Annotated in this window: 27 protein-coding genes and 3 pseudogenes; 29 read left to right on the forward strand and 1 reads right to left on the reverse strand. The window is 33.8% G+C overall.

Annotated elements, in window-relative coordinates; all coding sequences use genetic code 11:
• Window positions 1–348: 348 nt before the first annotated feature.
• The 25 genes and pseudogenes from BK574_RS24050 to BK574_RS24165 all read left to right on the forward strand — a co-directional run bounded on the left by BK574_RS24050 (window position 349) and on the right by BK574_RS24165 (window position 22,968).
• Window positions 349–1,101 carry a sugar phosphate nucleotidyltransferase gene (locus BK574_RS24050; RefSeq protein WP_078430387.1) on the forward strand — a complete coding sequence of 251 codons (753 nt, stop codon included), beginning with the start codon at window positions 349–351 and terminating at the stop codon, window positions 1,099–1,101.
• On the forward strand, window positions 1,094–2,047 hold the full coding sequence (gene rfbB / locus BK574_RS24055) for a dTDP-glucose 4,6-dehydratase (protein ID WP_078430388.1): 954 nt from the start codon (window positions 1,094–1,096) through the stop codon (window positions 2,045–2,047). Before BK574_RS24050 ends, rfbB begins: the two co-directional genes overlap by 8 nt.
• A 123-nt stretch (window positions 2,048–2,170) precedes the next feature.
• Window positions 2,171–2,914: a dTDP-4-dehydrorhamnose reductase gene (gene rfbD, locus BK574_RS24060; protein ID WP_274379471.1), complete on the forward strand. Its 744-nt coding sequence runs from the start codon at window positions 2,171–2,173 to the stop codon at window positions 2,912–2,914.
• Complete coding sequence (locus BK574_RS24065; RefSeq protein WP_078430389.1) at window positions 2,907–3,362, forward strand: dTDP-4-dehydrorhamnose 3,5-epimerase family protein; 456 nt, start codon at window positions 2,907–2,909, stop codon at window positions 3,360–3,362. Before rfbD ends, BK574_RS24065 begins: the two co-directional genes overlap by 8 nt.
• Window positions 3,363–3,800: 438 nt before the next feature.
• A pseudogene (locus BK574_RS28595) lies at window positions 3,801–4,091 on the forward strand (dTDP-4-dehydrorhamnose 3,5-epimerase family protein); the annotation flags it as partial.
• Between the two features lie 708 nt (window positions 4,092–4,799).
• On the forward strand, window positions 4,800–6,197 hold the full coding sequence (locus BK574_RS24075) for a capsular polysaccharide export protein, LipB/KpsS family (RefSeq protein ID WP_078430390.1): 1,398 nt from the start codon (window positions 4,800–4,802) through the stop codon (window positions 6,195–6,197).
• A gap of 115 nt (window positions 6,198–6,312) precedes the next feature.
• Entirely contained in the window at window positions 6,313–8,013 is a 1,701-nt protein-coding gene (locus BK574_RS24080; RefSeq protein WP_078430391.1) for a CDP-glycerol glycerophosphotransferase family protein, read from the forward strand.
• Entirely contained in the window at window positions 8,003–9,007 is a 1,005-nt protein-coding gene (locus BK574_RS24085) for an SDR family NAD(P)-dependent oxidoreductase (protein ID WP_078430392.1), read from the forward strand. Before BK574_RS24080 ends, BK574_RS24085 begins: the two co-directional genes overlap by 11 nt.
• Before the next feature lie 15 nt (window positions 9,008–9,022).
• A complete protein-coding gene (locus BK574_RS24090) occupies window positions 9,023–9,970 on the forward strand; it encodes a dTDP-glucose 4,6-dehydratase (RefSeq protein ID WP_078430393.1) in 948 nt (315 codons plus the stop codon).
• Between the two features lie 13 nt (window positions 9,971–9,983).
• On the forward strand, window positions 9,984–11,180 hold the full coding sequence (pseC, locus tag BK574_RS24095) for a UDP-4-amino-4,6-dideoxy-N-acetyl-beta-L-altrosamine transaminase (protein ID WP_078430394.1): 1,197 nt from the start codon (window positions 9,984–9,986) through the stop codon (window positions 11,178–11,180).
• A 19-nt stretch (window positions 11,181–11,199) separates the two neighbouring features.
• Window positions 11,200–11,745 (forward strand): GNAT family N-acetyltransferase, encoded by a 546-nt coding sequence (locus tag BK574_RS24100; protein ID WP_158211748.1) that lies wholly within the window; start codon window positions 11,200–11,202, stop codon window positions 11,743–11,745.
• A gap of 64 nt (window positions 11,746–11,809) precedes the next feature.
• Window positions 11,810–12,694 carry an aldo/keto reductase gene (locus BK574_RS24105; RefSeq protein ID WP_218970619.1) on the forward strand — a complete coding sequence of 295 codons (885 nt, stop codon included), beginning with the start codon at window positions 11,810–11,812 and terminating at the stop codon, window positions 12,692–12,694.
• A gap of 22 nt (window positions 12,695–12,716) precedes the next feature.
• Entirely contained in the window at window positions 12,717–13,496 is a 780-nt protein-coding gene (locus BK574_RS24110) for a cytidylyltransferase domain-containing protein (RefSeq protein ID WP_078430397.1), read from the forward strand.
• Complete coding sequence (locus BK574_RS24115) at window positions 13,489–14,781, forward strand: aminotransferase class III-fold pyridoxal phosphate-dependent enzyme (RefSeq protein WP_078430398.1); 1,293 nt, start codon at window positions 13,489–13,491, stop codon at window positions 14,779–14,781. Before BK574_RS24110 ends, BK574_RS24115 begins: the two co-directional genes overlap by 8 nt.
• 28 nt (window positions 14,782–14,809) lie before the next feature.
• Window positions 14,810–15,922 (forward strand): UDP-2,4-diacetamido-2,4,6-trideoxy-beta-L-altropyranose hydrolase, encoded by a 1,113-nt coding sequence (gene pseG / locus BK574_RS24120; protein ID WP_180320625.1) that lies wholly within the window; start codon window positions 14,810–14,812, stop codon window positions 15,920–15,922.
• A 6-nt stretch (window positions 15,923–15,928) separates the two neighbouring features.
• Window positions 15,929–16,288, forward strand: coding sequence for a hypothetical protein (locus BK574_RS27745; RefSeq protein WP_078430399.1), 360 nt, complete (start codon window positions 15,929–15,931; stop codon window positions 16,286–16,288).
• Between the two features lie 169 nt (window positions 16,289–16,457).
• Window positions 16,458–17,507: a pseudaminic acid synthase gene (gene pseI, locus BK574_RS24130; protein ID WP_078430400.1), complete on the forward strand. Its 1,050-nt coding sequence runs from the start codon at window positions 16,458–16,460 to the stop codon at window positions 17,505–17,507.
• A 478-nt stretch (window positions 17,508–17,985) separates the two neighbouring features.
• The gene (locus tag BK574_RS28955; protein ID WP_274379443.1) at window positions 17,986–18,120 is read left to right on the forward strand and encodes a DegT/DnrJ/EryC1/StrS family aminotransferase; all 135 of its coding nucleotides are present in this window, start codon (window positions 17,986–17,988) and stop codon (window positions 18,118–18,120) included.
• Between the two features lie 112 nt (window positions 18,121–18,232).
• Window positions 18,233–18,508 (forward strand): annotated as a pseudogene (locus tag BK574_RS28960) (DegT/DnrJ/EryC1/StrS family aminotransferase); the annotation flags it as partial.
• 68 nt (window positions 18,509–18,576) lie between these two features.
• Window positions 18,577–18,759 carry a cytidylyltransferase domain-containing protein gene (locus tag BK574_RS28135; RefSeq protein WP_218970621.1) on the forward strand — a complete coding sequence of 61 codons (183 nt, stop codon included), beginning with the start codon at window positions 18,577–18,579 and terminating at the stop codon, window positions 18,757–18,759.
• A gap of 243 nt (window positions 18,760–19,002) precedes the next feature.
• Window positions 19,003–19,650 (forward strand): UDP-4-amino-4,6-dideoxy-N-acetyl-beta-L-altrosamine N-acetyltransferase, encoded by a 648-nt coding sequence (pseH, locus tag BK574_RS24145; protein WP_238458081.1) that lies wholly within the window; start codon window positions 19,003–19,005, stop codon window positions 19,648–19,650.
• A 13-nt stretch (window positions 19,651–19,663) separates the two neighbouring features.
• The gene (locus BK574_RS24150) at window positions 19,664–20,377 is read left to right on the forward strand and encodes an SDR family oxidoreductase (protein ID WP_078430401.1); all 714 of its coding nucleotides are present in this window, start codon (window positions 19,664–19,666) and stop codon (window positions 20,375–20,377) included.
• 17 nt (window positions 20,378–20,394) lie between these two features.
• The gene (locus tag BK574_RS24155; protein ID WP_078430402.1) at window positions 20,395–20,862 is read left to right on the forward strand and encodes a hypothetical protein; all 468 of its coding nucleotides are present in this window, start codon (window positions 20,395–20,397) and stop codon (window positions 20,860–20,862) included.
• Entirely contained in the window at window positions 20,847–21,446 is a 600-nt protein-coding gene (locus tag BK574_RS24160; RefSeq protein WP_158211750.1) for a PseG/SpsG family protein, read from the forward strand. Before BK574_RS24155 ends, BK574_RS24160 begins: the two co-directional genes overlap by 16 nt.
• A 204-nt stretch (window positions 21,447–21,650) precedes the next feature.
• Window positions 21,651–22,968: pseudogene (locus BK574_RS24165) on the forward strand (IS1380 family transposase).
• A 441-nt stretch (window positions 22,969–23,409) separates the two neighbouring features.
• Here the strand turns inward: BK574_RS24165 and BK574_RS24170 are convergent.
• Window positions 23,410–24,150, reverse strand: a complete 741-nt coding sequence (locus BK574_RS24170; protein ID WP_078430404.1) for a sulfotransferase family 2 domain-containing protein — start codon at window positions 24,148–24,150, stop codon at window positions 23,410–23,412.
• 319 nt (window positions 24,151–24,469) lie between these two features.
• Between BK574_RS24170 and BK574_RS24175 the strand changes: the two genes are divergently transcribed.
• The 4 genes from BK574_RS24175 to BK574_RS24190 all read left to right on the forward strand — a co-directional run bounded on the left by BK574_RS24175 (window position 24,470) and on the right by BK574_RS24190 (window position 26,342).
• Window positions 24,470–24,784, forward strand: coding sequence for a hypothetical protein (locus tag BK574_RS24175; RefSeq protein ID WP_078430405.1), 315 nt, complete (start codon window positions 24,470–24,472; stop codon window positions 24,782–24,784).
• Window positions 24,785–24,850: 66 nt separating this feature from the next.
• Window positions 24,851–25,180 (forward strand): peptidase G2 autoproteolytic cleavage domain-containing protein, encoded by a 330-nt coding sequence (locus BK574_RS28965; protein WP_078430406.1) that lies wholly within the window; start codon window positions 24,851–24,853, stop codon window positions 25,178–25,180.
• Complete coding sequence (locus BK574_RS28970) at window positions 25,138–25,398, forward strand: peptidase G2 autoproteolytic cleavage domain-containing protein (protein ID WP_078430407.1); 261 nt, start codon at window positions 25,138–25,140, stop codon at window positions 25,396–25,398. Before BK574_RS28965 ends, BK574_RS28970 begins: the two co-directional genes overlap by 43 nt.
• A 224-nt stretch (window positions 25,399–25,622) precedes the next feature.
• Window positions 25,623–26,342 (forward strand): peptidase G2 autoproteolytic cleavage domain-containing protein, encoded by a 720-nt coding sequence (locus BK574_RS24190; RefSeq protein WP_078430408.1) that lies wholly within the window; start codon window positions 25,623–25,625, stop codon window positions 26,340–26,342.
• Window positions 26,343–26,558: the final 216 nt, after the last annotated feature.

Consider the following 26,558-nt stretch of genomic DNA (forward strand, 5'->3'; position numbering starts at 1 on the left):
TAGGCCCCCTATATCAATCTATAATGTAAGGTATGTAAACGAAATGGGTTAAGTCACGGCTAAAACTTTAAGTTGTTAGTTATATCTGGAGAAGAATATATCCCATTAGGTTAAAAGCGTGGTTCTTCCTCATTCTTCCTATCGTTTTTCAATACCATTACTTTGGACTAACGGAACCGTTATGGTAGATAAAAGAAAAGTGGAAAAGACTTTTTAGAATGGACAACTTACTTTCCCTTTGTAACAAGAATAGAGTACTAGCAAAGAGATAAGGAGAAAAACTCGAAATCGCTATAGGTTAATTTATATGGGGCGAAAGTAGTTAGGAAGTTCTAAGGGGGTGATGAGATGAAAGGGGTTATTCTAGCAGGAGGAAAAGGTACTCGGTTAAGACCTTTTACTAAAATTATAAATAAACATCTTCTTCCAGTGGGACCATTCCCAATGATTTATTGGTCAATAAAAAAGCTCAAGGAGGCTGAAATAAAAGACATTTTAATATTGACAAATAAAGAGCATTTAAGTAACTTTATATCTATTTTTGGAAATGGTAAGGGATTAGGAGTGAATTTAACCTATAAAGTTCAAGATGGGCCAAATGGAATTGCAGATGGCGTAGCTTATGCAAAGTCGTTTGTAAGGGATGAAAAATTTATTACCATTTTAGGTGATAATATTTTTGAAGATTCCCTTGTACCTTACATTGAAAGTTTTAAACAACAAAAAAGTGGGGGAAGAGTTTTATTAAAAGAAGTACCAAACCCTTCACGTTATGGAATTGCCATATTAAATAAAGAAACAAACACCATTCAATCAATAATTGAAAAACCTGAAAAGACGAATTCTCCTTACTGTGTAACAGGAGTTTACATGTATAATGTTCAAGTGTTTGATTTTATTAATGCTATAAAACCATCCGCTCGTGGAGAATTAGAAATTACAGATGTTAACAATTTATTTATAAATCAAAACCAACTGCAATATGATATTTTAAAAGGCTGGTGGATTGATGCAGGTACACATGAATCGCTATATAAAGCTAATACTTTAGTTTATGAGCTTATTAAAATATCAAAAAGGAAGGGGGAGGAACGTGAGTAAACACCTTCTAGTTACAGGCGGTGCAGGATTTATCGGTTCAAACTTTATTGAGTATATGTTAGGGAATACAAGTTATTCAATTACCAACATTGATGCATTAACTTATGCAGGTGATATTGACAACATTAAACACTTTAATCAGAACTCAAAATATCGATTTATTCATTGTGATATTAGCAATAGTACTAGTTTAAAGCAAGCTTTTGACCGTGAATATAAAGCAATTATTAATTTCGCAGCAGAATCTCATGTTGATCGTAGCATTGAGAATGCTCATCCTTTTATAAATACAAATATTAACGGAACACTTAATCTTTTAAATGCTGTACTTGTCGGAAAAGCCAAAAAAATGATTCAAATTTCAACAGATGAAGTGTATGGATCCTTAGGGCATGAAGATCTTCCATTTACTGAACACTCTCCCCTAGCACCTAATAACCCTTATTCAGCAAGTAAAGCAAGTGCTGATTTGCTTGTTCGCTCCTTCTATAAAACATATCAATTACCTTTGATAATCACTCGATGTAGCAATAATTATGGTCCTAAGCAACATAGAGAAAAATTTATCCCTAAAGTAATCATAAATGCTTTGAATGACCAAAAAATTCCTCTTTATGGAGACGGTCAAAATGTTCGCGATTGGCTGTTTGTGGATGATCATTGTCGTGCCATTCATATGGTGTTAGAACATGGAGAACCAGGTGAGGTTTATAACATTGGCGGCGGACATGAGAGAACGAATAAAGAAGTGATTACACTAATTCTTGATTATTTAAATAAAAAACATCAATTAATCGAATATGTTGAAGATCGAAAAGGTCACGATAGAAGATATGCAATCAATTGGGGCAAAATTCATAAGGAATTAGGATGGAAGCCACAAGTAACATTTAGAGATGGACTTATTAATACGATCGAATGGTACAAAAACAACAAAATCCAATAAAGTAGGTGAAAAAACTGGTGCGGATTTTGATTACTGGTGCAAATGGCCAATTAGGAAAAGATCTTACGAAAATTGTAAAAAAAAAAAGCAAATATTACAGCCTTAGGAAAAGATCAGCTAGACATTACTAATCAAGTCGAAGTTTTACGAATTATATCCAAACTGAAACCAGAAGTAATTATTCATGCAGCAGCTTATACGGCTGTAGATGAATGTGAATATGAACAGAAGAAAGCATTTGAGGTTAATAGTTTAGGAGCCTTTCATGTAGGAATTGCAGCAAAGAATGTTGGAGCAAAAATGGTCTATATTAGTACGGACTATGTGTTTGATGGAGATAAAACGAGTCCGTATGTGGAAGAAGATCAACCCAATCCAAAGAATGTTTATGGGATGAGCAAATGGCTTGGAGAACAACTAGTTCAGTTAACATTAGAAGAATTATATGTTGTGAGAACATCTTGGCTTTACGGAAGTTGCGGAAAAAATTTTGTGAAAACGATGCTTAAATTAGCTGAACAAAAGCAAGAAATTAAAGTGGTCGATGATCAAATCGGTTCACCCACTTATACGAAAGACCTTGCAGATGTGATTATGCAGATTATCGGTAAATCTTATGGGGTTTATCATGTTAGTAATACAGGAAGCTGTAGTTGGTATACGTTTGCGAAACATATTTTTAAGCAAGCAGGCTTTGATCCATATTTGATTCAGCCAACGACAACCGAAGCTTATGGAGCTTTAGCGCCAAGGCCAGCATATTCAGTTATGGCTCACAAGTCTTTAGAGAAAGAAAAACTGGAAGTTCCAAGAAGATGGGAAGAGGCAGTAAAAGAATTTATTAAGGAGGAGTTAAGGCGTGATTGAAGGTGTAAAAACGAAGAAATTATTTAAACACTGTGATGATCGAGGTTTTTTTGCTGAGCTTGTAAGAGATGACGAAGCTTTATTAGAGCGATTCGGGCAAGCATCATGGTCGATGAGTTATCCTGGTGTTATTAAAGCTTTCCATTATCACGAAGAACAAGATGATTTATGGTTTTTTCCATCTGGAAATGCTCAAGTCGTCCTTCATGACTTGCGCAAAAAAGCGGAAACATATGGCGAAACTGATGTCTATTACATGGGGGAAGAAAATCCAATTGTACTATTGATTCCTAAAGGTGTTGCGCACGGTTATCGTGTCCTTGGGCAAAAACCTGCAACGATTATTTATTTTACAACGCAATCCTATTATCCTAAGAAGCCTGATGAAAAACGGATACCGTGGGATGATCCTATTATTGGGTTTGATTGGGAGACGAAAAATAGATAAACTCTTTTAAATAAAACGAGAAAAGTCCTAGTTGAATTTATAACTTTAATAAATTCGAGAACAACGGCCAAAAATAAATGGTCTTAATCGTCCGATGAAAATTTAAAGGATAAGTGTAGGTAAATTTGTTCAAAAAAGATACAGGAATTATAAGCGTTTTTTCTTAAAGAGAAACCCTTTTATCAATAACTGCCCTTTTCAAAATGGACAACTTCCTTTTCAGAAAATGCAAGAATTGAGTATATACGAGCAAAGTTATAAAATCGTATTGAATTCAGCTTGAACACTTTAGCATTCATTATCATCGCAGCAGGTATGCAGTTGCAAAACATATTTGCAACAGGAAGGCTATAATTCTGAATTGATTAAGCCAACTACAACAAATCGGGGCACTAGCACCAAGACCAGCATACTTAATGATGGCGTAAAAACTTTGGAAACGATCGAGGTACTTTTGCTGAGCTTGTAAGAGATGACGAAGACCTTTTGGAGCGTTTCGGGCAAGCCGAGGTTCGATGAGTTATCCAGGTGTTATTAAGGCTTTCCGTTACCATGAGGAACAAGATGATGTATGGCTTTTCCAGTCAGTCAACCATAAGTAGTCCTTCATGAGATGCATAGGAATCTCGAACTTACACGCAAACTGAGATCTATTACATGGGTGAAGTGAATCCAATGGTGTTACTTATTCCTAAAGGTTTGACCACGGCTATTGTGACCTTAGGCAAAAAACTGTTCGTCTGGTTGTTAGGGTTTACGATTGCGTTGTAAATAACTAATCGTTGAAGCGGATACCTTGGAATGATTCTGCAATGGTTTTGATTGGAAGAAGAAAAATAGATAAAGTTTTTTAAATAAAACTGGAAAAGACATATATCTATACCATTCAAAAAAATGAACATAGTATAATTACCAAATGAGTAAAAAATGGAAAGATTGGTGTTATGTTATGTCCAATAGAATAGGGAAACCCATTTTTTAATTCCCTATTTTAAAGAGAAAATAGGGGGAGGAGAAACACTAAAAAAAGAGTTTGGATACGATATCCCTTCACCTAACACGGGTGAGTGCTGGGCAATAAGGTTAAGGTTTCTTACAGAAATTCTTCTATCTTATTAAGAAAAAACTTAAAAATAAAATTAGATCTAGAGAGAATGGGACCATCTGAAATTCCAAGAATAGTGGATCATACAAAGCTAAAAGAAAGCCAGAAATCTCGCCTGAACAATCATTATCAGACATCTATAATTTTTGGGTATTAAAAGCGTAGTGGTCATTATAAATTTGCTAGTAAGGTTGAAATATTCCCTATGGAAGGTATTGGTAAAATCTTATTTCAATGAAATCTTTTTTGCATAGTATGTCATTAGACTAACAATGTATTCTTTTAATAATGTTCGATTCTTTTAATTAAATAACATAATAGGAGTGAATGGTTTGAAATGGGAAAATAAAAATTATTGGTCTTTATATTTGGAATTTATTGAGGAGTTTAAGAAATTAAAATATAAAGGTATCCCAATTCCAATAATTTGTAATTTTTCAGAACTTATTAAAGATAATGCTATTCTAAAAGGAGAAATGAAAAAGCCATATTTTATAAATAATCTTAAATATAAAATCTCATCAGAAAATGATATTCAACCTTCCTTTGACCGATTTAACCCTTTTAAAAACAGTATAACTAAAACAATACAAACAAATGGTAAAGTACTGCTTTATGAATATGTTTTACGTTTTCCTCCTCAGGTTTTAAAAAAAAATTTTAATCAAGTAAAAACCTTTATTCTTCGAAAAAGACGAAAGGAAGGATATAATAATATACTTCCGACCTATTTCTTAGACCAATATCAATGTGAAATTTCTTCAATGGTAAAAAAAATACAAATTCAATCAATGGATATTTTTTCTTGTCCTACATGTCATCCAGTTTTTAAAAACTGCGAGTTTCAAGAGAAATTTATCCAAACTATACCCCAATTGTTAATGAATCTAGAAAGTATTATAAATTGTTTTAAGGATGTCCGTATTTCCTGTGTAATTGTTGGTACTACGGAAGATTCGCTTAGTCGTAGTATTGTTGCTGTTGCATCATTAAATGGTGTACCAAGCATTTGTATGCAACATGGATTAATTGTGAGAGAAGAAGGCTATTTTCCAGTACTAACAACAAAGCAGGCGGTGTATGGTGAATTTGAGAAAAAGTGGTATTTAAGTAAAGGAGTATTAGAGCAACAAATTGAAATAATCGGTCACCCTCGTTTTGATGAAATATTTACAAAACAATACAATAATACTTTGGACAGAAAACTAAGGTTAAATACTAGGAAAAAGTGGGTGCTTCTTGCAACACAACCATCAGATAGATCGAAATGGTTAAAATTAATATCTTGTCTGATGAAAGATCATTCAATTGAAATTATTATTAAACCACATCCTTTGGAAATAAATAATGGTGATTATTTAGATTATAAGATATTAGGTTCAAAGTATACTAGAATTAAACTAATTTCGAAAAATAGGATACATTTATATGAAATTCTTTCAAACGTTGATATTGTTGTAGTGAATGCTTCAACGGTTGGATTAGAAGCAATATTGATGGGAAAACCAGTTGCAATTTTAAAAAATGATACTACCGATTATTATGATAAACTAGGTGAATTTGTTCAGTCTAATCCAAATTTACTTGCTGAAAATATCAAAAGAGTTTTACACGATGATTTTTATAAAAAGCATTACGAACAAAGACGTAAAAAGTTTATTGCTTTTTCTTATCCACAACAACTTTCAATAAATAGATTAATAAAGGTTATAAATGAGCTAATTAATTAAACTTTCATTATAAAGTGACAATAACCAAAAGACTAATCTAGTTTGTTAGCTGTAGATTCAAAAATCTCGCATTCGTGGTACAAATAAATAAAAATCTTTAATTGGAGAGGTAAATATGAATACATTTTATAGAAATTATTGGTCCTTATTCGTACAATTTATTGAAGATTTCTACAATGTAAAGTATAAGAATATTCCTTTACCCTTATTAAGTGCATTTCATTTTTATTTAGATGATGATCTAAAAAGGCAAATGAGAGAGGTGTCTTTTAGCAAAGTGTTGAGAACTAAGATTATAAAGGAAAATCAAATTCAATCACACTTTGATTTATATTTAAACAATATAAATCAACATAATAAATTAGCACCGCCTGGTAAAATTCTAATTCATGAAGGTGACCTATTACGGTTTCCCCAAGATTATTTACGTAGTTTTGATAAGAGAACAACAGAATTATTATTCTCATCAAAGATGAAAAATACTAAAGCATACCACAAACATTTAAAAAATCTAAAAGAAATAGGCAAGGTTCACCTTTTAGATAATCATCGAGAGAATGTCGAAAACTTAAAGAATCAGTATATAGCTGAAATAAAATCCCTATTTGCTCAATATAAGGAGCATATTGTATATAGTAATGAAAATTTCAAACAAAAGTTTATTGAGGATATTCCAGTTATGGTTGACTTATTAGTGGCATATGAAAATTTCTTTAATAAAGTACCAATATCATGTGTTATTGTCGGAAATACAAGTGGAATGTTTAGTCGTATACTCACATTAATAGCCAATTCAAAAGGTATACCTACAATTTGTACACAGCATGGGATAATTGCAAGTGAATTAGGTTATTTGCCAGCCTTTGCTTCGAAATATGCTGTCTATGGGTATTATGAAAAGGAATGGTACCTAAAGAAAGGTGTTCCAAGTGATTCAATTGAGATAACAGGGCATCCACGGTTTGATCATATATTTACAAATGAACATATGTCAAAACAAAAATTAATAAAACTATTAAATATTGGACCTAAGAAGAAGCTTGTATTTATTGCAACAAATTTTAACCGTGAACTCAACATTTGGTCCACCTTTATTAAGGAATTACAAAAAAATCCTTTCATTACAATTATAATTAAACCCCATCCTACAGAAGAAAGAAGGTTAGGAATTCAACATTATAAAGAACTTAGTGCAAAGTATAATTCAGTAAAACTTGTTCCAGCATCGATGAATTTATATGATATTATCGCAAATGTTGATGTCGTTGTTCAAGAGTTATCTACAGCAGGTTTAGAAGCAATGCTATTTAATAAGCCAGTTTTTTGTTTAAGAAAAAAAGACTATTATGATCAGAATGATCGATACTACTACGAAAAATTGACGGAATTTTCTGAAACTAACCCTAAAAATCTTTCAAAAATAATTGTAAGATTTTTAAATGATGGTAAAATGCAAAAACATAATAAACTAAGGCAAAAAGAGTTCCTTTCCTTTGCATATCCTCAAACATTATCGGGGGATAAAATTCATAATTTATTACACAAAGTCACTTACCAAAAAAGTTATAGTTCAAAAGCTTTTGAAGATGGCACAATTGTTAAAGGAACAGAGGCCCCAATTTATCTTATATACAAAGGAAAAAAACACCATATTCTATCCCCTTTTATATTTAAAAAATTAGGTTGTAAAGTAAACGATGTACTAATGGTTAGTGATCAAATTTTAAAAAGTATACCAGACGGTTCTAATATCAATAGAGATAATTTATTCGAATTCATTCGAATTAGAAAGGAAGGAAGTACCGATGTTTTTTAAAGATAAGAAAATATTAATTATCGGTGGAACAGGTACTATTGGTCAAAGTTTAGTAAAACATATTCTAAAAGAGCAACCCAAGCTAATCCGAATTTTAAGTAGAGATGAGTATAAACAATTTCACTTACAAAATAAACTAGGTAATCAGAATAACCTCCAATTTTTAATAGGAGATGTACGAGATTATGATCGAGTTGTCTCTGCCCTAGAAGATATAGATTATGTTTTTCATGTTGCTGCTATGAAGCATGTCCCAACATGTGAATATAACCCTTACGAAGCCGTACAAACAAATATAAATGGAACTTATAATGTTATTAAAGCAGCCAGTGCTCAAAATGTTAAAAAGGTAGTATTTACTAGTTCTGATAAGGCAATTTCACCAACAAATACGTACGGTGCAACGAAACTTATTGCTGAAAGATTAATTTCATCAGCTCAGTATAGCAATGGGCGGATCAATACAACCTTTGCAAGTGTTCGATTTGGTAATGTAATGGGTTCAAGGGGATCAGTGATTCCATTATTTATTAGACAAATTTTGAAAAATAAAAAGGTAACAGTCACTAACCTTAAAATGACCCGGTTTATGATGACGTTAAATCAAGCAACAAGCCTTACAATTAAAGCCCTCCAAGAATCAAAAGGAGGAGAAGTTTTTGTTTTAAAGATGCCAGTCATTACCTTAAAAGATATGGTAAAGGTTGTAATAGAACAAACCTGTAAAAAATATAATCTAAATAGTAGTGAAATTAAAATTGAAGAAATAGGCTTAAGACTAGGTGAAAAAATGTATGAGGAATTAATGACTTATGATGAATCGACTATTGCCTGGGAATTGCCAGAAATGTTCATTATACCTGGAATACGAGAGGAAAAGAGCAGTTACCTAAATGCAAGAGTGGCAAGTTATGGGACATATAGCTCTGATAGTCACCCCCCTATTTCAATCGAAGAAATCAAAACAATAATTTTAAGTGAAAACCTAATTTAAAAGGAGGAAGCAATTTTGAAAATTCTTGTCACTGGTGGTGCAGGATTTATAGGTAGATGGGTTGTTAAACAATTATTAAAGGATGGTCATCAAATCTGGGTATTAGACGATCTTTCAAATGGCAGACAAGAAAATATCAATGAATTTATGAAACATAAAAATTTTATGAAATTTATAAAAGGTGACATTAAAGATATTCCGCTACTTGAAAAGCTATTTTTTAATAATGGATATGATCTTTGTTACCACCTAGGAGCGAGTATTAACGTTCAAGATAGCATTGATGATCCAATATCGACCTTTAATAACGATACAATAGGAACTTTTCAAGTTTTGGAACAATGTAGAAAACATCATGTAAAAATTGTTTTTATGAGTACCTGTATGGTTTATGATCGAGCTACTAATCCAGATGGTATAAAGGAAACAGATCCGATAAAACCAGCTTCGCCATATGCTGGTGCAAAAATCTCTGCAGAAAATATGGTTTTGTCTTATTTCTATGCATATGATCTTCCAGCCGTCATTATTCGTCCATTTAACACGTATGGACCTTTCCAAAAAACAGGAGGTGAAGGTGGAGTAGTAGCTATTTTTTTAAAAAATAAATTAGATGGTAAACCGCTGTATATCTATGGTGATGGAACACAAACACGTGACCTTCTTTATGTCGAAGATTGTGCTCGTTTTGTCGTCCAATCGGGATATTCGAACAGTGTAAATGGTGAAATTGTTAATGCTGGTTTAGGACGTGACATTTCCATCAATGACTTAGCAAAATTAACTGTTAAAGATGAATCTAGAATTCAACATGTAGAACACATTCATCCGCAAAGTGAAATACAAAAGTTATTATGTAACTATGAAAAAGCAAAACGGTTATTTGATTGGGAACCTAAAATCAGTTTAGAAGAAGGAATTAAAAAAACTGAGGAATGGATAAGAACAACAAACCTTATATAAAGGAGAAAAAATAATGAGTAAGGAACAATTAGCCATTCATGGTGGAAAGTCCGTTAGAGATTCATATCTTCCATATGGACGACAGTGGATTGATGATAAAGATATTCAAGCGGTTGTTAATGTATTAAAAAGTGATTACTTAACGACAGGACCTATAATTACTCGATTTGAAAAAGAAATTGCCGATTATGTTGGTGCAAAATACGCAGTAGCATTTTCAAATGGAACAGCTGCCTTACATGGAGCATGCTTTGCTGCAGGTATCAAAAAAAATGATGAAGTGATTACAACTCCAATGACATTTGCAGCAAGTGTTAATTGTATACTCTATCAAGGTGGAAAACCAGTATTTGCCGATGTAGATCCTAAAACCTATAATATTTCTCCTAACAATATCAAACAACTTATTACTAAAAAAACAAAAGCGATTATTCCTGTCGATTTCACTGGTCAGCCAGCCACCCTTGATGAAATTATTTCCATAGCCAATAAACATAAACTAATTGTTATTGAAGATGCAGCTCACTCCTTAGGAGCCTTTTACAAAGGTAAGAAAATCGGTTCAATTAGCGATATGACCATGTTTAGCTTTCACCCAGTTAAACATATAACAACGGGTGAAGGAGGAATAATCACAACAAATAATAAGGACTATTTTGAAAAACTTATGCAATTTCGAACTCATGGTATAACCCGTAATAATGATAAATTATTTCAATATCATGGACCGTGGTATTATGAGATGCAATTTCTTGGTTTCAATTATCGGATGACAGATATCCAAGCTGCACTGGGCATTAGTCAATTAAAAAAATTAATTCAATTTATTGAATATAGAAAACGAATCATTGAAAAGTACAATATGGGATTCAAAGATCTGGAGCAAATTACAATTCCATACCAAAAAAAAGACCATGAATCTAGTTGGCATTTATATATTATTCGATTAAATTTAGATCAATTAACAGTAGGTCGTAAAGAAGTTTTTGAGGCGTTAATAAAGGAGAATATTGGTGTAAATGTGCATTATATTCCTGTTCATTTGCAACCTTACTATCAAAGATTAGGGTATAAAAAAGGTATTTGTCCAAATGCTGAAAAGTTATATGAAGAAATTATTACACTTCCGCTTTTTCCTGCAATGTCTGAAAAAGACGTAGAAGATGTGATAAATGGCGTTAAAAAAGTTATAGAATTTTATAGATATTAAAACAAGGGAGGAGGACTTAGTGAATAAATACTTTATTACAGGTAAAAAAGTAGGGTTAAGAGAATTGAACGTAAATGACGCAAATGAAAAATATATATCTTGGATGAATGATAGAGAGGTTACAAAGTTTTTAGATACAGGAAATTTTCCAACTAGCCAAGATGATTTAACCAGATATATTACTACTATTAATAAAGGTACAGATATCTTTTTAGGAATTTTTGATAGACTTTCACAACAGGAAGAACATATTGGAAATATAAAGCTTTCTAACATAAATTGGATTCACCGAACAGCAGAATTAGGAATCATGATTGGTGATAAAAGTTATTGGGGAAAAGGATACGGCTCTGAAGCCACATCGTTGTTAGTAGATTTTGGTTTTCGGACGCTAAACATAAGAAAAATATACCTCGGTGTTTTCGCTAACCATAAATCTGCAATAAAAGCTTATGAAAAAGTGGGTTTTAATATAGATGGAAACATGAAAAAGCATCTTTATTTGGATGGTAATTATGTTGATAAAACTTGGATGTCGATTTTTAATAACAATATATCAAATTGATCAAGATAAAATTTTTCAGATACTAATTTTATCCATAAAGTAGGTGGTAGGTATTGCGAATCTTTTGGATAACAAAATAGGAATTGGAACAGCTCAATTTGGCAATGTTTACGGTGCTTTTAATCAACATGGGAAAACTCCCTTAAAAGAAGTTGAAAAGATTATAAATTATTGTTTAGAGAAAAAAGTATATATAATAGATACTGCTCCCACATATGGAGAAAGTGAATTAGTAATAGGGAAATGTTTACCTCTCTATCATCCATTTAAAATTATTACTAAGACTCCCCATTTTAAAACGGATAAAATTACAACTGTTCATACAGAAAGACTCGTAAAAACGTTTTTATTATCATTAGAAAAATTGAAACAACCCTCACTGTACGGGTTATTAATTCATCATGTCAATGATTTGTTCGTTGATAATGGTCATTTACTCTATGAAGTCATGCAAGAATTTAAAAGAAAAAAGTTAGTAAAAAAAATAGGGGTTTCAATATACACAGGTGAACAAATTGATCAATTGATGTGTCAGTATCATTTTGATCTTGTACAATTGCCTATTAATATATTTGATCAACGGTTAATCGAAGGTGGACAATTAAAGAAATTGAAAGAGCAAGGGGTAGAAATTCATGCTAGATCTGCTTTTTTACAGGGTCTACTAGTTACACCTCCTGATAATCTACATTCCTATTTTAATAATATTAAGAATAGATTAATAGAATATTATAAGTTTATCCAAGCGTATAGTCTATCACCAACCCAAGCAGCTTTAGGTTTTTTAAAACAGATAAATGAAATAGACGTTATCGTATTAGGAGTAGAGACTAAGGAACAATTAAAGGAAAATATAAAAGATTATAGCAGAGTATGGCCAAGATGTGATTTAAGTCAATTTGCAATAAGCGATGAAAACATCATCAATCCAACATGTTGGAAAATTTAGGGTTCAAAGGAGTTTTTATTTGATGATATTAGCAATATTACAGGCGCGAATAAGTTCTACAAGATTACCTGGTAAAGTTTTGCAACCTATATTGGGTACCCCTATGCTTTTAAGGCAAATTGAACGAGTATCACGATCAAACACTATTAACCAACTTATCGTTGCAACAAGCAATGATCCTTCTGATGATCCAATTGAAAAAGTATGTATTGAAAATAGGATTAAATACTTTCGTGGAAGCCTTGAAAATGTTTTGGATCGATTTTATCAGGCAGCACTTCCATTTTCTCCTTCAAATATTGTTCGCATTACAGGTGATTGTCCTCTTATTGATCCAAATTTATTGGATAACATTGTGAAGTTTCACCTGGACAATCAATTTCAATACACCAGTAATACTATAGAACAGACTTTTCCAGATGGTTTAGATATAGAAGTTTTTGAATTTTTTTGTTTAAAGAAAGCTTGGGAGGAAGCAGAACTTCCCTCACAAAAAGAACATGTAACTCCTTTTATTTATCAAAATAAAGATCGTTTTAAAGTAGGCAGTTATAAAAATGATACCGATTTATCCGAGTATCGTTGGACTGTCGATGAGGAAATAGATTTTGTTTTGGTAAATACAATATTTGAAGCTCTCTATCCAGTAAATCCAGTTTTTGAAACAATGGATATATTAAAATTTTTAGATGATCATCCCCATCTAAAACTTATAAATATAATGCACAAACGGAATGAAGGTTATGAAAAATCAATCATAGAGGAAAGTAAAACAGAAAAAGAGGGATTGGAAAATGAATAAAAAACGATATATTCATTCAGAATTACTACTGAAAAGGGCATTAAATACCATTCCACTCGGAAGTCAAACTTTTAGTAAAAGTAAAACTCAATATCCTTTTGGAGTTTCCCCTTTTTTTTTAAAAAAAGGAGAGAAGAGTCGTGTTTGGGATGTAGATGGAAATGAGTATATCGATTTTGTTAATGGTCTTGCGGCTATTACATTAGGTTACAATGATCCAGATGTGACAAAGGCTGTTCAAGAACAATTATGTGAAGGAGTTATCTTCACTCTACCGCATCCAATTGAAGTTCAAGTTTCTGAAAAAATTGTGGATATGGTACCATGCGCAGAAATGGTTCGCTTTGGCAAAAATGGCTCGGATGCAACTGCTGGTTCTATACGGTTAGCTAGAGCCTATACAAGGAGAGATCATGTTGCAGTATGCGGTTATCATGGTTGGCAAGATTGGTATATTGGTACCACGAATCGTGATCTTGGTGTACCCAATGTAACAAAAAATTTAACACATACATTTACTTATAATGATATAGAATCATTAAAGAAAATTTTTAATCAATTTCCTGATCAAATAGCAGCAGTTATATTGGAGCCGATGAATATTGAGGAACCTAAAGATGGCTTTCTAGAAGAGATAAAAGAATTAACCCATAATTCAGGATCTTTACTAATATTTGATGAAACAATTACAGGTTTTCGCTTTGCAAATGGCGGTGCTCAATCTTATTTTGGTGTGATTCCTGACCTTGCTACCTTTGGTAAAGGAATGGCAAACGGATTTCCAATATCCGCACTTACTGGTTCTGAAAAAATTATGAAATTAATGGAAGAGGTTTTTTATTCTTTTACATTTGGTGGTGAAGCTCTATCTTTAGCCGCTTCATATGCAACCATGTCGAAGTTACAACATTATCCAGTAATTGATACTTTAAAATCACAAGGAGAAAAAGTAATAACCGGAATTCAATCCTTGATTCAAAAACATCATATGAGTCATATATTATCTATAACCGGTCATCCATCATGGTCCTTTTTATTATTTAAAGATGTACGTCAATATAATCAATGGGAAATTAAAACCTTATTTTTGCAAGAGGTGTTTGCAAGAGGAATTCTATCGCTCGGTACGCACAACATGAGCTATGCACATACTGATCAAGACATAGTACGTTTACTACAAGTTTATGATGAGGTTTTTTCGGTTATAAAAGAAGCTGTAGATCAATCCAAAATGGATAAATTCCTTAAGTGTAATCCTTTAAAGCCATTATTTAAACTTCGATAAAGGAAGTGAAATGGGGATAGATAAAAAAATGGAGGTTTTTATACGTGTTGATGCTTCAATTGAGATCGGAACGGGTCATGTTATGCGGTGTCTAACACTTGCCAATGAATTAACGAGGAAAGAGGCTAAAGTCTATTTTATTTGTCGTCAACTTTCAAGAAATCTCTGTAAATATATACAAAAAAAGGGCTTTAATGTCTTTTCTTTACCTGCTCCCCAAAAAGGAAAAAGGCTCGAAGTTGATCCTTATGTTACTCATTCACATTGGTTAGGAGTTAACTGGAGAACAGATGCAAAACAAACAAAGAAAATATTAGTTAATCAAAAAGTGGTCGATTGGTTAATTATTGACCATTATGCGATTGATAAAAAATGGGAAGAAGAATTTCGCCCCTATGTAAAAAAAATTATGGTGATCGATGATTTAGCAGATCGAGCCCATGATTGTGATATATTATTGGATCAAAATCTGTATGTCAATATGGAAAGTCGTTATGAAGGGTTATTACCTGAATCTTGCATTAAATTATTAGGACCTAAATATGCATTGTTACGACCAGAATTCCAAAAGGTTAGGAAACAATTGAAAACACGAGATGGAAAGGTTAGACGCATATTAATATTTTTTGGTGGAACGGATCCATCAAATGAAACAATGAAAGCATTAGAAGCAATAAAATTATTGAATAGAAATGATATTATCGTAGATATTGTCGTTGGAAGTCCAAACCCTAATAAGGAACAAGTGAAACAAATAGCTTATCAGATGCCCAATGTCTATTATTATTGTCAAATAGATAATATAGCTGAACTTATGGCTCAAGCAGATTTAGCCATTGGTGCTGGGGGGAGTACCACTTGGGAAAGATGTTTTTTAGGGCTGCCAACAATAACAATTATTACAGCTTTTAATCAAGTTGAAGTAATTACAGCTGCAGAAACAAAAGGTATTGTAATTAATTTAGGAAAAGCTATAGAAATACAATCAAAAGATATAGCAATAAAATTGGAAGAGTTGATCAGAGAACCTTCAATAATAAAGAAACTATCTAAACATTCCCTTGAAACAATGTCAGAAATATCGAATTGTACGATTTCTAAATACATTTTAGAGGAGAATGAATATGGACAAAGTTGGTAATACTCTTTGAAAGATTTAGATCAAAATGATTTAGAGATAATACTTAAGTGGCGCAACTCTAATAGAATCATAAATTTAATGTATAGAGATACTGAAATCACAATGAGCGAGCACGAACAAGGGTTTCAAAGAGTAACAAAAGATAAAAGATATTTAGTAAAACTTTTAGTATATGAAAATCGAAGGTTGGGATTAGTTAACTTTGCAGACATTGATAGAATGAACAACAGATGTTATTGGGGATTTCATATAGGGGACCTGGGAGCACCACGTGAGTCTGGAACAATGATGGGGTTGTTAGCTTTAAATTTAATCTTTGAAAAAATGGGACTTAGAAAAAGTATGTGCAGAAATATTGGAATTTAATAGTACCAGTTTAAAATACCATAAAAAATTGGGGTTTACGGAGGAAGGAAGATTACTACAGCATGTTTTAAAAAATGGCCAATATATAGATGTGTTACCGATGGCTCTTTTTTCCGATCAGTGGAAAGAAGTGAAGAAAAAACTTTTAACGAATGTTAGGTGAATGAACATGAAAATAATTGAAATACAAGGGAGAAAAATTGGCACTAAATACCCCCCATTCATCATTGCTGAAATGTCAGGAAATCATAACCAATCGTTAGAACGTGCGTTAGAGATAGTTGAGGCGGCAGCGAAAGCAGGAGCTCATGCTTTAAAGCTTCAAACCTATACGGCAGACACAATGACTTTAAATCTTTCTCATGGTGACTTTTTTATTAGTGATTCAAACAGTCTATGGAAAGATCAGTCATTATATAAACTCTATCAAAAAGCTTACACGCCTTGGGAATGGCATAAACCGATTTTTGATCGTTGTAAAGAGTTGGGTATTATAGGTTTTAGTTCGCCTTTTGATGAAACAGCAGTTGACTTTCTTGAGACGTTGGATGTACCTTGTTACAAAATTGCATCATTTGAAAATACGGATTTGCCTTTAATTCGCAAAATAGCTTCTACTGGGAAACCGATGATTATTTCCACTGGGATGGCAACAGTAGCAGAAATAGATGAAGCTGTTCGTACAGTTAAGGCATCCGGAGCAATGAAGGTTATTCTATTAAAGTGCACAAGCACATATCCAGCTACGACAGAAAATTCAAATATTCTTACTATTCCACATATGAGGGAACTTTTTCAATGTCAGGTTGGTTTATCTGATCATACTATGGGAGTAGGTACAGCTGTGGCTAGTGTAGCTTTAGGTTCTACAGTGATCGAAAAACATTTTACTCTATCTCGAGCCGATGGTGGAGTAGACTCTACATTTTCCTTAGAACCCGACGAAATGCAATTGCTAGTTATTGAAACAAAGAGGGCATGGGAGTCACTCGGTAGTGTTCATTATGGGTCATCACAAGAAGAAAAGGTATCCTTACAATATCGACGTTCATTGTTCGCTTCCCAAGATATAAAAGCTGGTGAAGTATTTACAAAAAGTAATTTAAGAATAATACGGCCTGGAAATGGTTTAGAGCCAAAGTACTACGATGTTTTGTTAGGCAAACAGGTAAAGGTTGATGTTAAAAAAGGTACCCCTGTCAGTTGGGATTTAATATAAGTGTTAAGCTACTCGATAAGAGGAAAGAATATTAACCTAAATTGAAATAATTGATAGCAGCTTGGAGTAATTAGAATAGTCACTGTGATACCCCGAAAAATATTGTTTCACGGAATGTTTCACGTTGGTAGATGGAATGGGAGTCTGACCCACTAAGGTTAAGCAATAGTGCAGTGGGGGTCATTGAATTGCCCCCTGTTAAGTAGACAGGACTCTTTTTAGGGTCATAGTCATGAATGAATTTAATTGGAGTTATGACTCTGAATAATCTCTATAATCTCTTGACCATATTGTTCAGCCTGGCTTCACGTTGAGTTCTTTTGAACGCCTCGTGCGAAAATCTGTAAGCGTTACCTTTAATTCTTCCAGGTTAGTATCTGTAGACTGAACATTCGTCGACATTCTTTGAGAGATAGTCTCTATACGTTCGGACAAATAATCAGGAATATTATAATAAATTAGTTAACTTTAGATCCCATTGTATTACAAGACATATAAATCAGTTAGAAATAAAGATGGTGGGGGTTGGTATTATGAACAATTAGATTTAGGTTTCAACTATAGATTAACGGACTTTCAAGCTGCTCTGGGAATAAGTCAACTAAAAAAATAGATAAGTTTATTACGAGAAGAAAAGAAATAGTAGCAAAGTATAATGAAGCATTTGAAAATCTAGATGGAATAATACTTCAAAAAAATGCTGACTTTTCAGGTCAAATCACCTTTATGTTTTAGAATTAGATTTAGAGAAATTAAAGGTTGATCGAAGACATATATATGAAGCACTTTTGGCTGAAAACATAGGAGTTCACGTTCATTATATCCCAGTTTACTTGCATCCATACTATCAAAGTTTAGGATATCCTAAAGGTTTGTGTCCAAAAGCAGAAGACCTATATAATAGTATGCTAACAGTGCCTTTATTTCCTGCTATGTCAGATAAAGATGTAGAAGATGTTATTAATGGTTTTTACAAAATTATAAACTTCTATCGGAAATAGGAGGTTAATATGAAAATAGCAGCTATTATACAAGCAAGAATGGTTCAGCAAGACTTTCAGGTAAAGTAATGAAAGATATAATGGGAAGAACTGTACTATCGCATGTTATAGAAAGAGTTAAACAATCTAATTTAATAGAGGAGATTATTATTGCTACAACAGTACAAGAGAGAGATAAATCTATTGAATATGAAGCAATTAAATGTGGTGCTAAGGTATATAGGGGTAGTGAAGAAGACGTTCTCAGTTAGTACTATTTAGCAGCGAAAGAAAACAATATAGATATTATTGTAAGAATTACTTCTAATTGCCCTGTAATTGATTCAAATGTAATAGATGAAATTATTAACTTCTATCTAAAAAATAAATATCACATCGTAACAAATGCTGGATCAGATCTAAGTCAAAGAACATTTCCTAGAGGATTAGACATTATATAATTTAATGTAAATTTCACGAGCTTTACCAGTTCTGTAACTCAATACAGACCCTTATTGGATGTTATTGAACCTGTTGGACAACTATCCAAAGTAAAAGAGGGATTAATCCGTCACATTGAGCAAAAAACGAGAGGTGATCGTAATATGACCGCGAGACTACGAAAAGTAACGGAACATGATTTAGAACAAATTATGTTGTGGAGAATGTCTGAAGAAGTAACAAAATACATGTACACAGATCCTGTTTTAACCTTAGAAGACCAGCGCAATTGGTTTAAAAAAATCAATGAAAATATTCATGTAGAAAAATATTGGATTATCGAGCTTGAAGATGGAACACCTGTTGGGCTTATGAGTGTTAATCACATTGATAAACGAAATCATCAAGCCTCTTGGGCCTATTATCTTGGAAGTGTGGAAGCAAGAGGAAAAGGTCTTGGGCGTATTTTAGAATGTAACATGTATGACTATGCGTTTGATACGCTAGGCCTTCATAAACTTTGGTGTGAGGTGTTTCAATTTAACGAAAACGTTATCGGCATGCACCAAAAGTTTGGGTCAAAAATTGAAGGAACATTTATTGACCATATTTACAAAAATGGAGAGTACCACAATGTTGTAAGAATGGGTATCCTTTCTCATGAATGGGTTGAACGAAAACCACTTACGCCTTATGAAAAAATAACCATTGAAATTCAGTAGGGGGAACTTAAATATGTTTGGATTAGAAGGGAAAGTTATTCTTGTTACAGGTGGGAACAAAGGAATCGGAGAAGCTATTGTAGCAAAACTAGAAGAATTAGGGGCTATTGTGGCCTATACAAGTCGTTCAGAAAAGGGTCGTTTTGGTCATCTCTTTATCCGAGCAGACGTCTCAAAAACAGAAGAAATGAAACATGTTGTTTCAACTGTACAAGAAAAATTAGGCCCAATTTACGGTGTTGTTAGTAATGCTGGAATTAATCGGGACACATTTTTCCATAAAATGAGTGAGAAAAATTGGAGTGAGGTTATGGATGTTAATCTACTTGGAGCATTCCATACCTTACGCCATGTTCTTCCTGATTGTTATGAGCGACAATCCGGTTCGATTGTATTGATCAGTAGTATTGTAGCTTCTATGGGGAACCTTGGTCAAGTTAATTATGCTGCAAGCAAAGCAGGTTTAATTGGCTTGGCAAAAAGCCTTGCGAAAGAATCAGCACGAAAAAGTGTACGTGTCAATGTCGTTGCTCCTGGCTTTACTCACACGGACATGACTGAAGGAATTCCTATGAAAGTAAAAGAAAAAATCACAAATGATATTCCTTTGGGGAGATTTGCTAAACCTGAAGAAATTGCTTGGTCAGTTGCCTTTTTATTATCACCAAATCTTTCTAGTTATATCACAGGGCAAGTTCTTGCTGTAAATGGTGGTCAGTACATGTGAGAAAAGAGTGAAAACCCATGAAGGTTGTAATTCGAGTGGGTTCCTCGGTTAATATTGGGACAGGTCATGTAATGAGGTGTTTAACTCTTGCTGAGCAACTTAGGCGATTTGGGTGTGAGGTATCCTTTATAACTGCCGCCTTAAAGGGGCACGTAATTTCTATAATTAAACAAAGAGGGTATCACACACATGTTCTACCAAATCCTTCAGCGCATTGGCAAGAGAGGGGATGGGAAGAAGATTGCGGGATGACGCTTTCTTGGATAAACCATGCGGAAAAAAGGGTTGACCTTCTTGTTGTAGATCATTACTTTTTAGATGAAAAGTGGGAGAGAGCTCTTGTCCCTTATGTAGGGAAAATCCTTGTGATTGACGACTTGGCTAATCGCCGGCACAATTGTCATTATCTTCTCGATCAAAATTACAAATGTTATGTGATGACCCCCTATGCGTCACTCGTTCCTTCACATTGCAAGATCTTCTAGGACCCGATTATGTGTTACTGCGGGATGAATTTATCGATTTTGCCCCCAATGTAAAAATTCGTTCAGGTAGTCTTTCCCGGCTTCTAGTGTTCTTTGGTGGCACAGATTCAACAAACGAAACAATGAAAACACTCCGTGCAATATCGGATTGTGATAAGAACTGGCATATAGATGTTATTGTTGGGTCATCGAATCCGAATATTGAAGAAATCAAGTTTATGTGTGAACGTTATGGCTACTTCTTACACATTCAAGTGTCGACGATGGCAAGATTTATGCATGAAGCGGATTTCGCTATTGGTGCAGGACGCTCAACGACGTGGGAACGTTGTTTTATGGCTCTTCCGTCTCTTACTATTATTGTGGCTGACAATCAAAAAGAAATCACAGAAGCCGTGGCTGAATATGGGGCAACTGTTTTGTTAGGAGAGTCTTCTTCTGTATCATCAGATGATATTAAAGATGCACTTCTAACATTAGCGAATGACCAGGAGAGAGTTAGAACCATCTCTTTAAAATCTTCCCAACTTGTAAAACGGGATGTGGTAGCGTCTTATCCTCTGCCACGTGCTTTAATGGAATGAATAAAATGTTTGAACAGGGTCACCTTATTACGATCCAACCCCATCATCTTGACCCTGAATTATTCATAGAAAATCATTAATTGGCCATTAATGCCTATCTAATAAGCTTTTTTGTTAAATAGTTTTTCACTTGAAAAATGAAAAAAGAACCCATTTCTGATAAGGTTAAAATGCGACTAATAACCACCAGAAAGGATTCTTATAATGGCTACTTTACCGCAATTAACGCTTAATTTCAATCATCAGATTAAATTGTCAAATAACGGAGGCTCTCTTTCCTCTGATACAGGTGAATTCATCTTTAGAGAATTCGATGAAAAAATTGGTTTCTCTAAAACTTTGGCTCAGTATCTAAACCTAAAAGACAACAGACGTTACTATTTTCATTCGAATGAAAATTTGCTTCGTCAAAAGATTTATCAAATCATTGCTGGATATCCTGAAGATGATGCCGCAGATCAATTGACAAATGATCCTGTATTTACTCGGGTCATTGGAACAGATGCGTTAGCCTCTCAACCCAGTTTATCTCGTTTTTTTAGACGGTTTGATAACCAATCTATAGAACAATTAAATCGAACCAATCAAGAACTTATTGACAAAATTCATCAGTTCAGAGAGTCAAAGGTACTCATCTTTGATTTGGATTCTACGCATTCGGATACCTATGGAAACCAAGAATCCGCAGCTTATAATGCCCATTATGGAACTGTCGGTTCCCATCCATTAGTTGCCTTTGACGGAATTACAGGCGATTTTCTTAAGGCTAAGCTACGTCCTGGGAATGTCTATACCTCTAACGGTATTGTGGAGTTTATTCAACCCCTTATTGAACATTACAACGAAAAATTCCCAGAAACGACATCATTTATTCGTGGTGATAGTGGTTTCGCCGTCCCTGCTTTGTATGATTTGTGTGAAAAAGAATCGGTTTACTACGTGAATCGACTTAAATCAAATGCGAATCTGCAACGAATTGCGGAAGAGCTACTTCCATCATCTATACCTTTCGATGTTACGAAGGCGGAATGTTATTATGAAGAAACCATTTATCAAGCGAAATCATGGTCTAAGCCTAGAAAAGTGATTATAAAGTCGGTACGCCCTGCAGGTGAGTTGTTATTTACCCATTCGTACCTGGGTGACCAATTTAGTAGATGCCTTTTCTTCCAAGGATATCGTCCTCACTTACCAAAAAAGAGGGACAATGGAGAACTACATCAAGGAAGCCAAGAATGGTTTTGGTTTAGATAAAATGAACAGCCATTCTTTCCAAGTAAACGAGGTTAAGATGAAGTTGAGTCTGTTAGCTTATAACCTAACGAATTGGCTGCGCACCCTTTGTTTTCCTGAAGAACAAAAGAACATGCAAATCGAAACCATACGTACACGGATCATTAAAATTACTAGTAAATTAGTAAAGTCAGGACGGTCCCTTTACTTTAAACTATCGTCAAGTTTCGTCTACCAAGAATTCTTTTGGAAAGTACTTCAGCGAATTCAGAAGCTAAAGCTAGAGTGAACTACCCTGATACCTATTTTTAAAATTCAATGCCAGAACAGAACAGAACAAGGGAGTAGTCTCCCCAAAAACTGATGATTTTCTAGCATATATTTTAAAATCACGTCTAAAGTAGCCGAATTATGATTTCTTTTAATGGTAAAGAAAAATATTTGTTTTTGGTTTATTTTATGACTTAACTACAAAGTATGAATAATTCAGGTCAAATATTTAAAATAAATAGGAAAAGAGCTAGGGAAATGCATGTCTACATTCTAAAAATGCAAAAATTTTTTAGAAAAGATTATAAATTAACCTAGAACACTTCAGAATGTATCATTTAAATGGAAACTATTAAAAAAGGACTGTCCTAATGGAGTTCAAAAGATCTCAAGCCTTGTCGAGGTTGGAGTAACTTCCTTGGGACAGTCCTAACATTTTATTAAATTATGTTCAATTTGTCTAATGAGATTGTTGCCTAATGGTAAATTGTAACAGTTTATTTCTTTCAATCTCATTAAGAGCATTTAGTTTAGTCTTTAATATTTCTCTCGCATAATTATATAATTCAATATCTAAAACGTTATTTTTTGATATTTTATCCAACGTGCTATCTGCAATATTAGTAGGTTTCCCTCTTGTAATATTGTATTTTTTATAAAATATATTCATCCATCCAAATTCCTTTTGCATTAAAAAAATTGACTCGTTAAATAATTCAGTAATTCCAACTATTTTAAAATGTTTTTTTATATTTACTTTTGCTTGTTGTATATCTTCTTGTGAGAGTACCTCTTTTGTAACTTTGCCTGAAAGAAGCCGGGTTTGTAAATTACAATTTCTTAGTTCTTGTTGGTATTCGGTTAATGTCATCTTTTTAACTTGTTGATGTAACTCATGTCGTGGAATACTTTTAATAAAGTAATATTCAGAAATGACACGTTCGACGGGATTTCTAAGCATTGTTATATATATGGCTTTTTGATCTAGCAGTTCGTGAATTCCATACGGAAAATGCCCTTGAATACACTTAATGTCTTTTTGATTTAGATTCGATAAGATCTTTGATAATTGATTTCCATATCTATAAAGCTCGTAACTTTTACTACTATCTACATTTTGTTTTATGATTGTTCTTAATGTAGTCCCAGCGGTTTTGGGCATGTGCAAATGAATTAATACTTCCGCAATTTGATTTCTCATGACACAATTGATAACTCCCTTCTGTTTCGTTCAAAAATAAAATATTAATAGAAACACTTCTTGCATTTAATCCAATTTATGATAAAGAATGTCAACTTGTTATGTTTTTTGCAAAAAATGTGAGTTCATGTATTTTCCTCATAATGAAAATTTAAATAGACAAAAGGTTAAAGATAATAGACGTTTCAAATTTATTTTTTTACCGTAATACCGTAAATTAAAATAGATGATTAGCAGATCAAAAAGTAGTTCTCTGAGCTACTCGAGGTTTGAAAAAGAAAATCAAGAGGAAGGTAGTCAAGAACAAGGAGTAGGGATCATGCAACCTCAAGCCTGTTGTCCTAACGGTTGTATTATTACGAATGCTACAAATGGATGCTCCGTCGCGGAAGGTAGTGGAACGACTGCAAGTGGATTCGCTTCTCATGCGGAGGGGTTAAATACGACAGTTAGTCAAACGACAGCTCATGCAGAAGGAAATAGCACTATAGCCAGCGGGGTGAATTCTCATGCCGAAGGTTTAAATACACTGACCAGCGGCTTTATCTCTCATGCCCAAGGAAGAGATACGATCGCTAATGCTCATCTATCCTATCTCATGCCGAAGGAAATAATACGAGTGCCAATGGTTTAACGGGTGTCCATATCATGGGCAGATTTGGAGATTCTAATGATTTAGATTATTCTTGGTATTTAGCAAATGAACAGGGCCGCAAATAGAGGGTTAGCAGCTAAAATACTACGAGATGGCAACGTGAAGGTTGATGGTACTGTGAGTAGTCCTGCATCCGATTATGCGGAGTTGTTCGAGACCGTAGATGGTAATCCGATTGACGTGGGGTATTTTGTTACTTTAGATGGTGAAGGTGATAGAATACGAAAAGCAAATAAAGAAGATGACTATATATTGGGAATTACTAGTGTGAATCCAGCGGTATTAGCCGACAGTGGAGAATTAAGGTGGAAAAATAAGTATCAAACTGACGAGTGGGGCAGAGTCAAATATTACGATGTGATTTTACAGCAGTAAAGGATAATGAAGGAAATATAATTGTTCCTGAGTATACAGAAACACAACCTATTCTAAATCCAGAATGGAATCCGAAAGAAGAATATATTCCACGAATGAAAAGACCGGAATGGGTGCCTGTTGGCTTATTAGGAAAACTTCTCATTCGAGATGATGGAACGTGTCAGCCAAAAGGATATTGTGTCCCAAAAGACGGTGGAATCGCAACAGCTTCATAGAGGGTACCGAGTATTGAAACGTACAGGAAAAGAACAGATTTTGGTTTTGTTTAATGGCAATACCCTCCGCATGAGAGACAAAGCTATTCGCTGTCGTATTACTCCCTTCGGCATGAGAGGCAAAACCACTTGAGGTCGTACTACTTCCTTCCGCATGCGACGCTCCACCACTAGCGTTCGTATTTCCCCCCTCGGCATGAGCGGCCACTTGGTGCGCACTCGTATTGATTCCATCCGCATGGGCGGCAGTGGCACCATTATTGTTAATAATCCTTTACCTGACCATGTTATTAAAAAGAATAATGAAAAATTATCCTTTAAAGTATTGGGATGAACAACCGATTGACGTGGGCTATTTTGTGACCTTTGACAGTGAAAGTGAAAAGGTAAGAATAGCTCGGCAAAGTGATGATTATATTTTGGGGATCACAAGTGCTAATCCAGTCGTGTTAGGAGATAGTGCTGAATTACGCTGGGATAAGAAATATATGACCGATGAATGGGGGAGAGTTTTATACAAGGACGTAGAGGTGCCCGCATTGAGAGACGAAGAAGGAAATATAGAGGTCCAAAAGCGTATCGAGTCAAAACCAGTCATTAACCCTGAATGGGACCCAGAAAAAGAATACATTCCCCGTTTAAAGAGGCCAGAGTGGGTCGCGGTCGGCCTCCTTGGAAAAATACGTGTACGTGACGATGGAACCTGTCAACCAGGAGGCTACTGTATTCCAAATGATGAAGGAATAGCTACTGTTTCAGATAAAGGATATCGTGTTTTGAAACGTACAAGTAAGAACCAGATATTAGTTGCAATTATACCTGATTGTTCTAAAAATACTATAAGTAACGTAGAACAACTAGAAAAACTTGCTAGATTGAGAGAGCAAGGGTTTTTAACAGAAGAAGAATTTGATCTACAGAAGCAAAATATTTTGGAAGCTTAAATGATTAATAAATTTTGAAGAATGTAGTTACTAAATTACATTCTTTTTTCTTCCTTTTTTTAAAGTACAACAAAGCTCTACTGAAAATGGTAAAAAGAATTGAGTAGAAAAACAAAAGTATTCTTCTAACCTAATTTTAAAGATAAAAGTATTACAATTAAAATGAGTAATACTATCATATAGACAAATAAGGAATTATGGTTGTAATTAATTATT

This window comes from Alkalihalobacterium alkalinitrilicum, assembly GCF_002019605.1.
Lineage (GTDB): Bacteria > Bacillota > Bacilli > Bacillales > Bacillaceae_F > Alkalihalobacterium > Alkalihalobacterium alkalinitrilicum.

Excerpts from the sequence above, each read along its gene's own strand:
- BK574_RS24050 (WP_078430387.1), top strand. The coding sequence starts at position 349 with ATGAAAGGGGTTATTCTAGCAGGAGGAAAAGGTACTCGGTTAAGACCT.
- BK574_RS24080 (WP_078430391.1), top strand. The coding sequence starts at position 6,313 with ATGAATACATTTTATAGAAATTATTGGTCCTTATTCGTACAATTTATT.
- BK574_RS24085 (WP_078430392.1), top strand. The coding sequence starts at position 8,003 with ATGTTTTTTAAAGATAAGAAAATATTAATTATCGGTGGAACAGGTACT.
- pseC (WP_078430394.1), top strand. The coding sequence starts at position 9,984 with ATGAGTAAGGAACAATTAGCCATTCATGGTGGAAAGTCCGTTAGAGAT.
- BK574_RS24110 (WP_078430397.1), top strand. The coding sequence starts at position 12,717 with ATGATATTAGCAATATTACAGGCGCGAATAAGTTCTACAAGATTACCT.
- BK574_RS24115 (WP_078430398.1), top strand. The coding sequence starts at position 13,489 with ATGAATAAAAAACGATATATTCATTCAGAATTACTACTGAAAAGGGCA.
- pseG (WP_180320625.1), top strand. The coding sequence starts at position 14,810 with ATGGAGGTTTTTATACGTGTTGATGCTTCAATTGAGATCGGAACGGGT.
- pseI (WP_078430400.1), top strand. The coding sequence starts at position 16,458 with ATGAAAATAATTGAAATACAAGGGAGAAAAATTGGCACTAAATACCCC.
- BK574_RS28135 (WP_218970621.1), top strand. The coding sequence starts at position 18,577 with ATGAAAGATATAATGGGAAGAACTGTACTATCGCATGTTATAGAAAGA.
- BK574_RS24150 (WP_078430401.1), top strand. The coding sequence starts at position 19,664 with ATGTTTGGATTAGAAGGGAAAGTTATTCTTGTTACAGGTGGGAACAAA.
- BK574_RS24155 (WP_078430402.1), top strand. The coding sequence starts at position 20,395 with ATGAAGGTTGTAATTCGAGTGGGTTCCTCGGTTAATATTGGGACAGGT.
- BK574_RS24170 (WP_078430404.1), bottom strand. The coding sequence starts at position 24,150 with ATGAGAAATCAAATTGCGGAAGTATTAATTCATTTGCACATGCCCAAA.
- BK574_RS24175 (WP_078430405.1), top strand. The coding sequence starts at position 24,470 with ATGCAACCTCAAGCCTGTTGTCCTAACGGTTGTATTATTACGAATGCT.
- BK574_RS28965 (WP_078430406.1), top strand. The coding sequence starts at position 24,851 with ATGAACAGGGCCGCAAATAGAGGGTTAGCAGCTAAAATACTACGAGAT.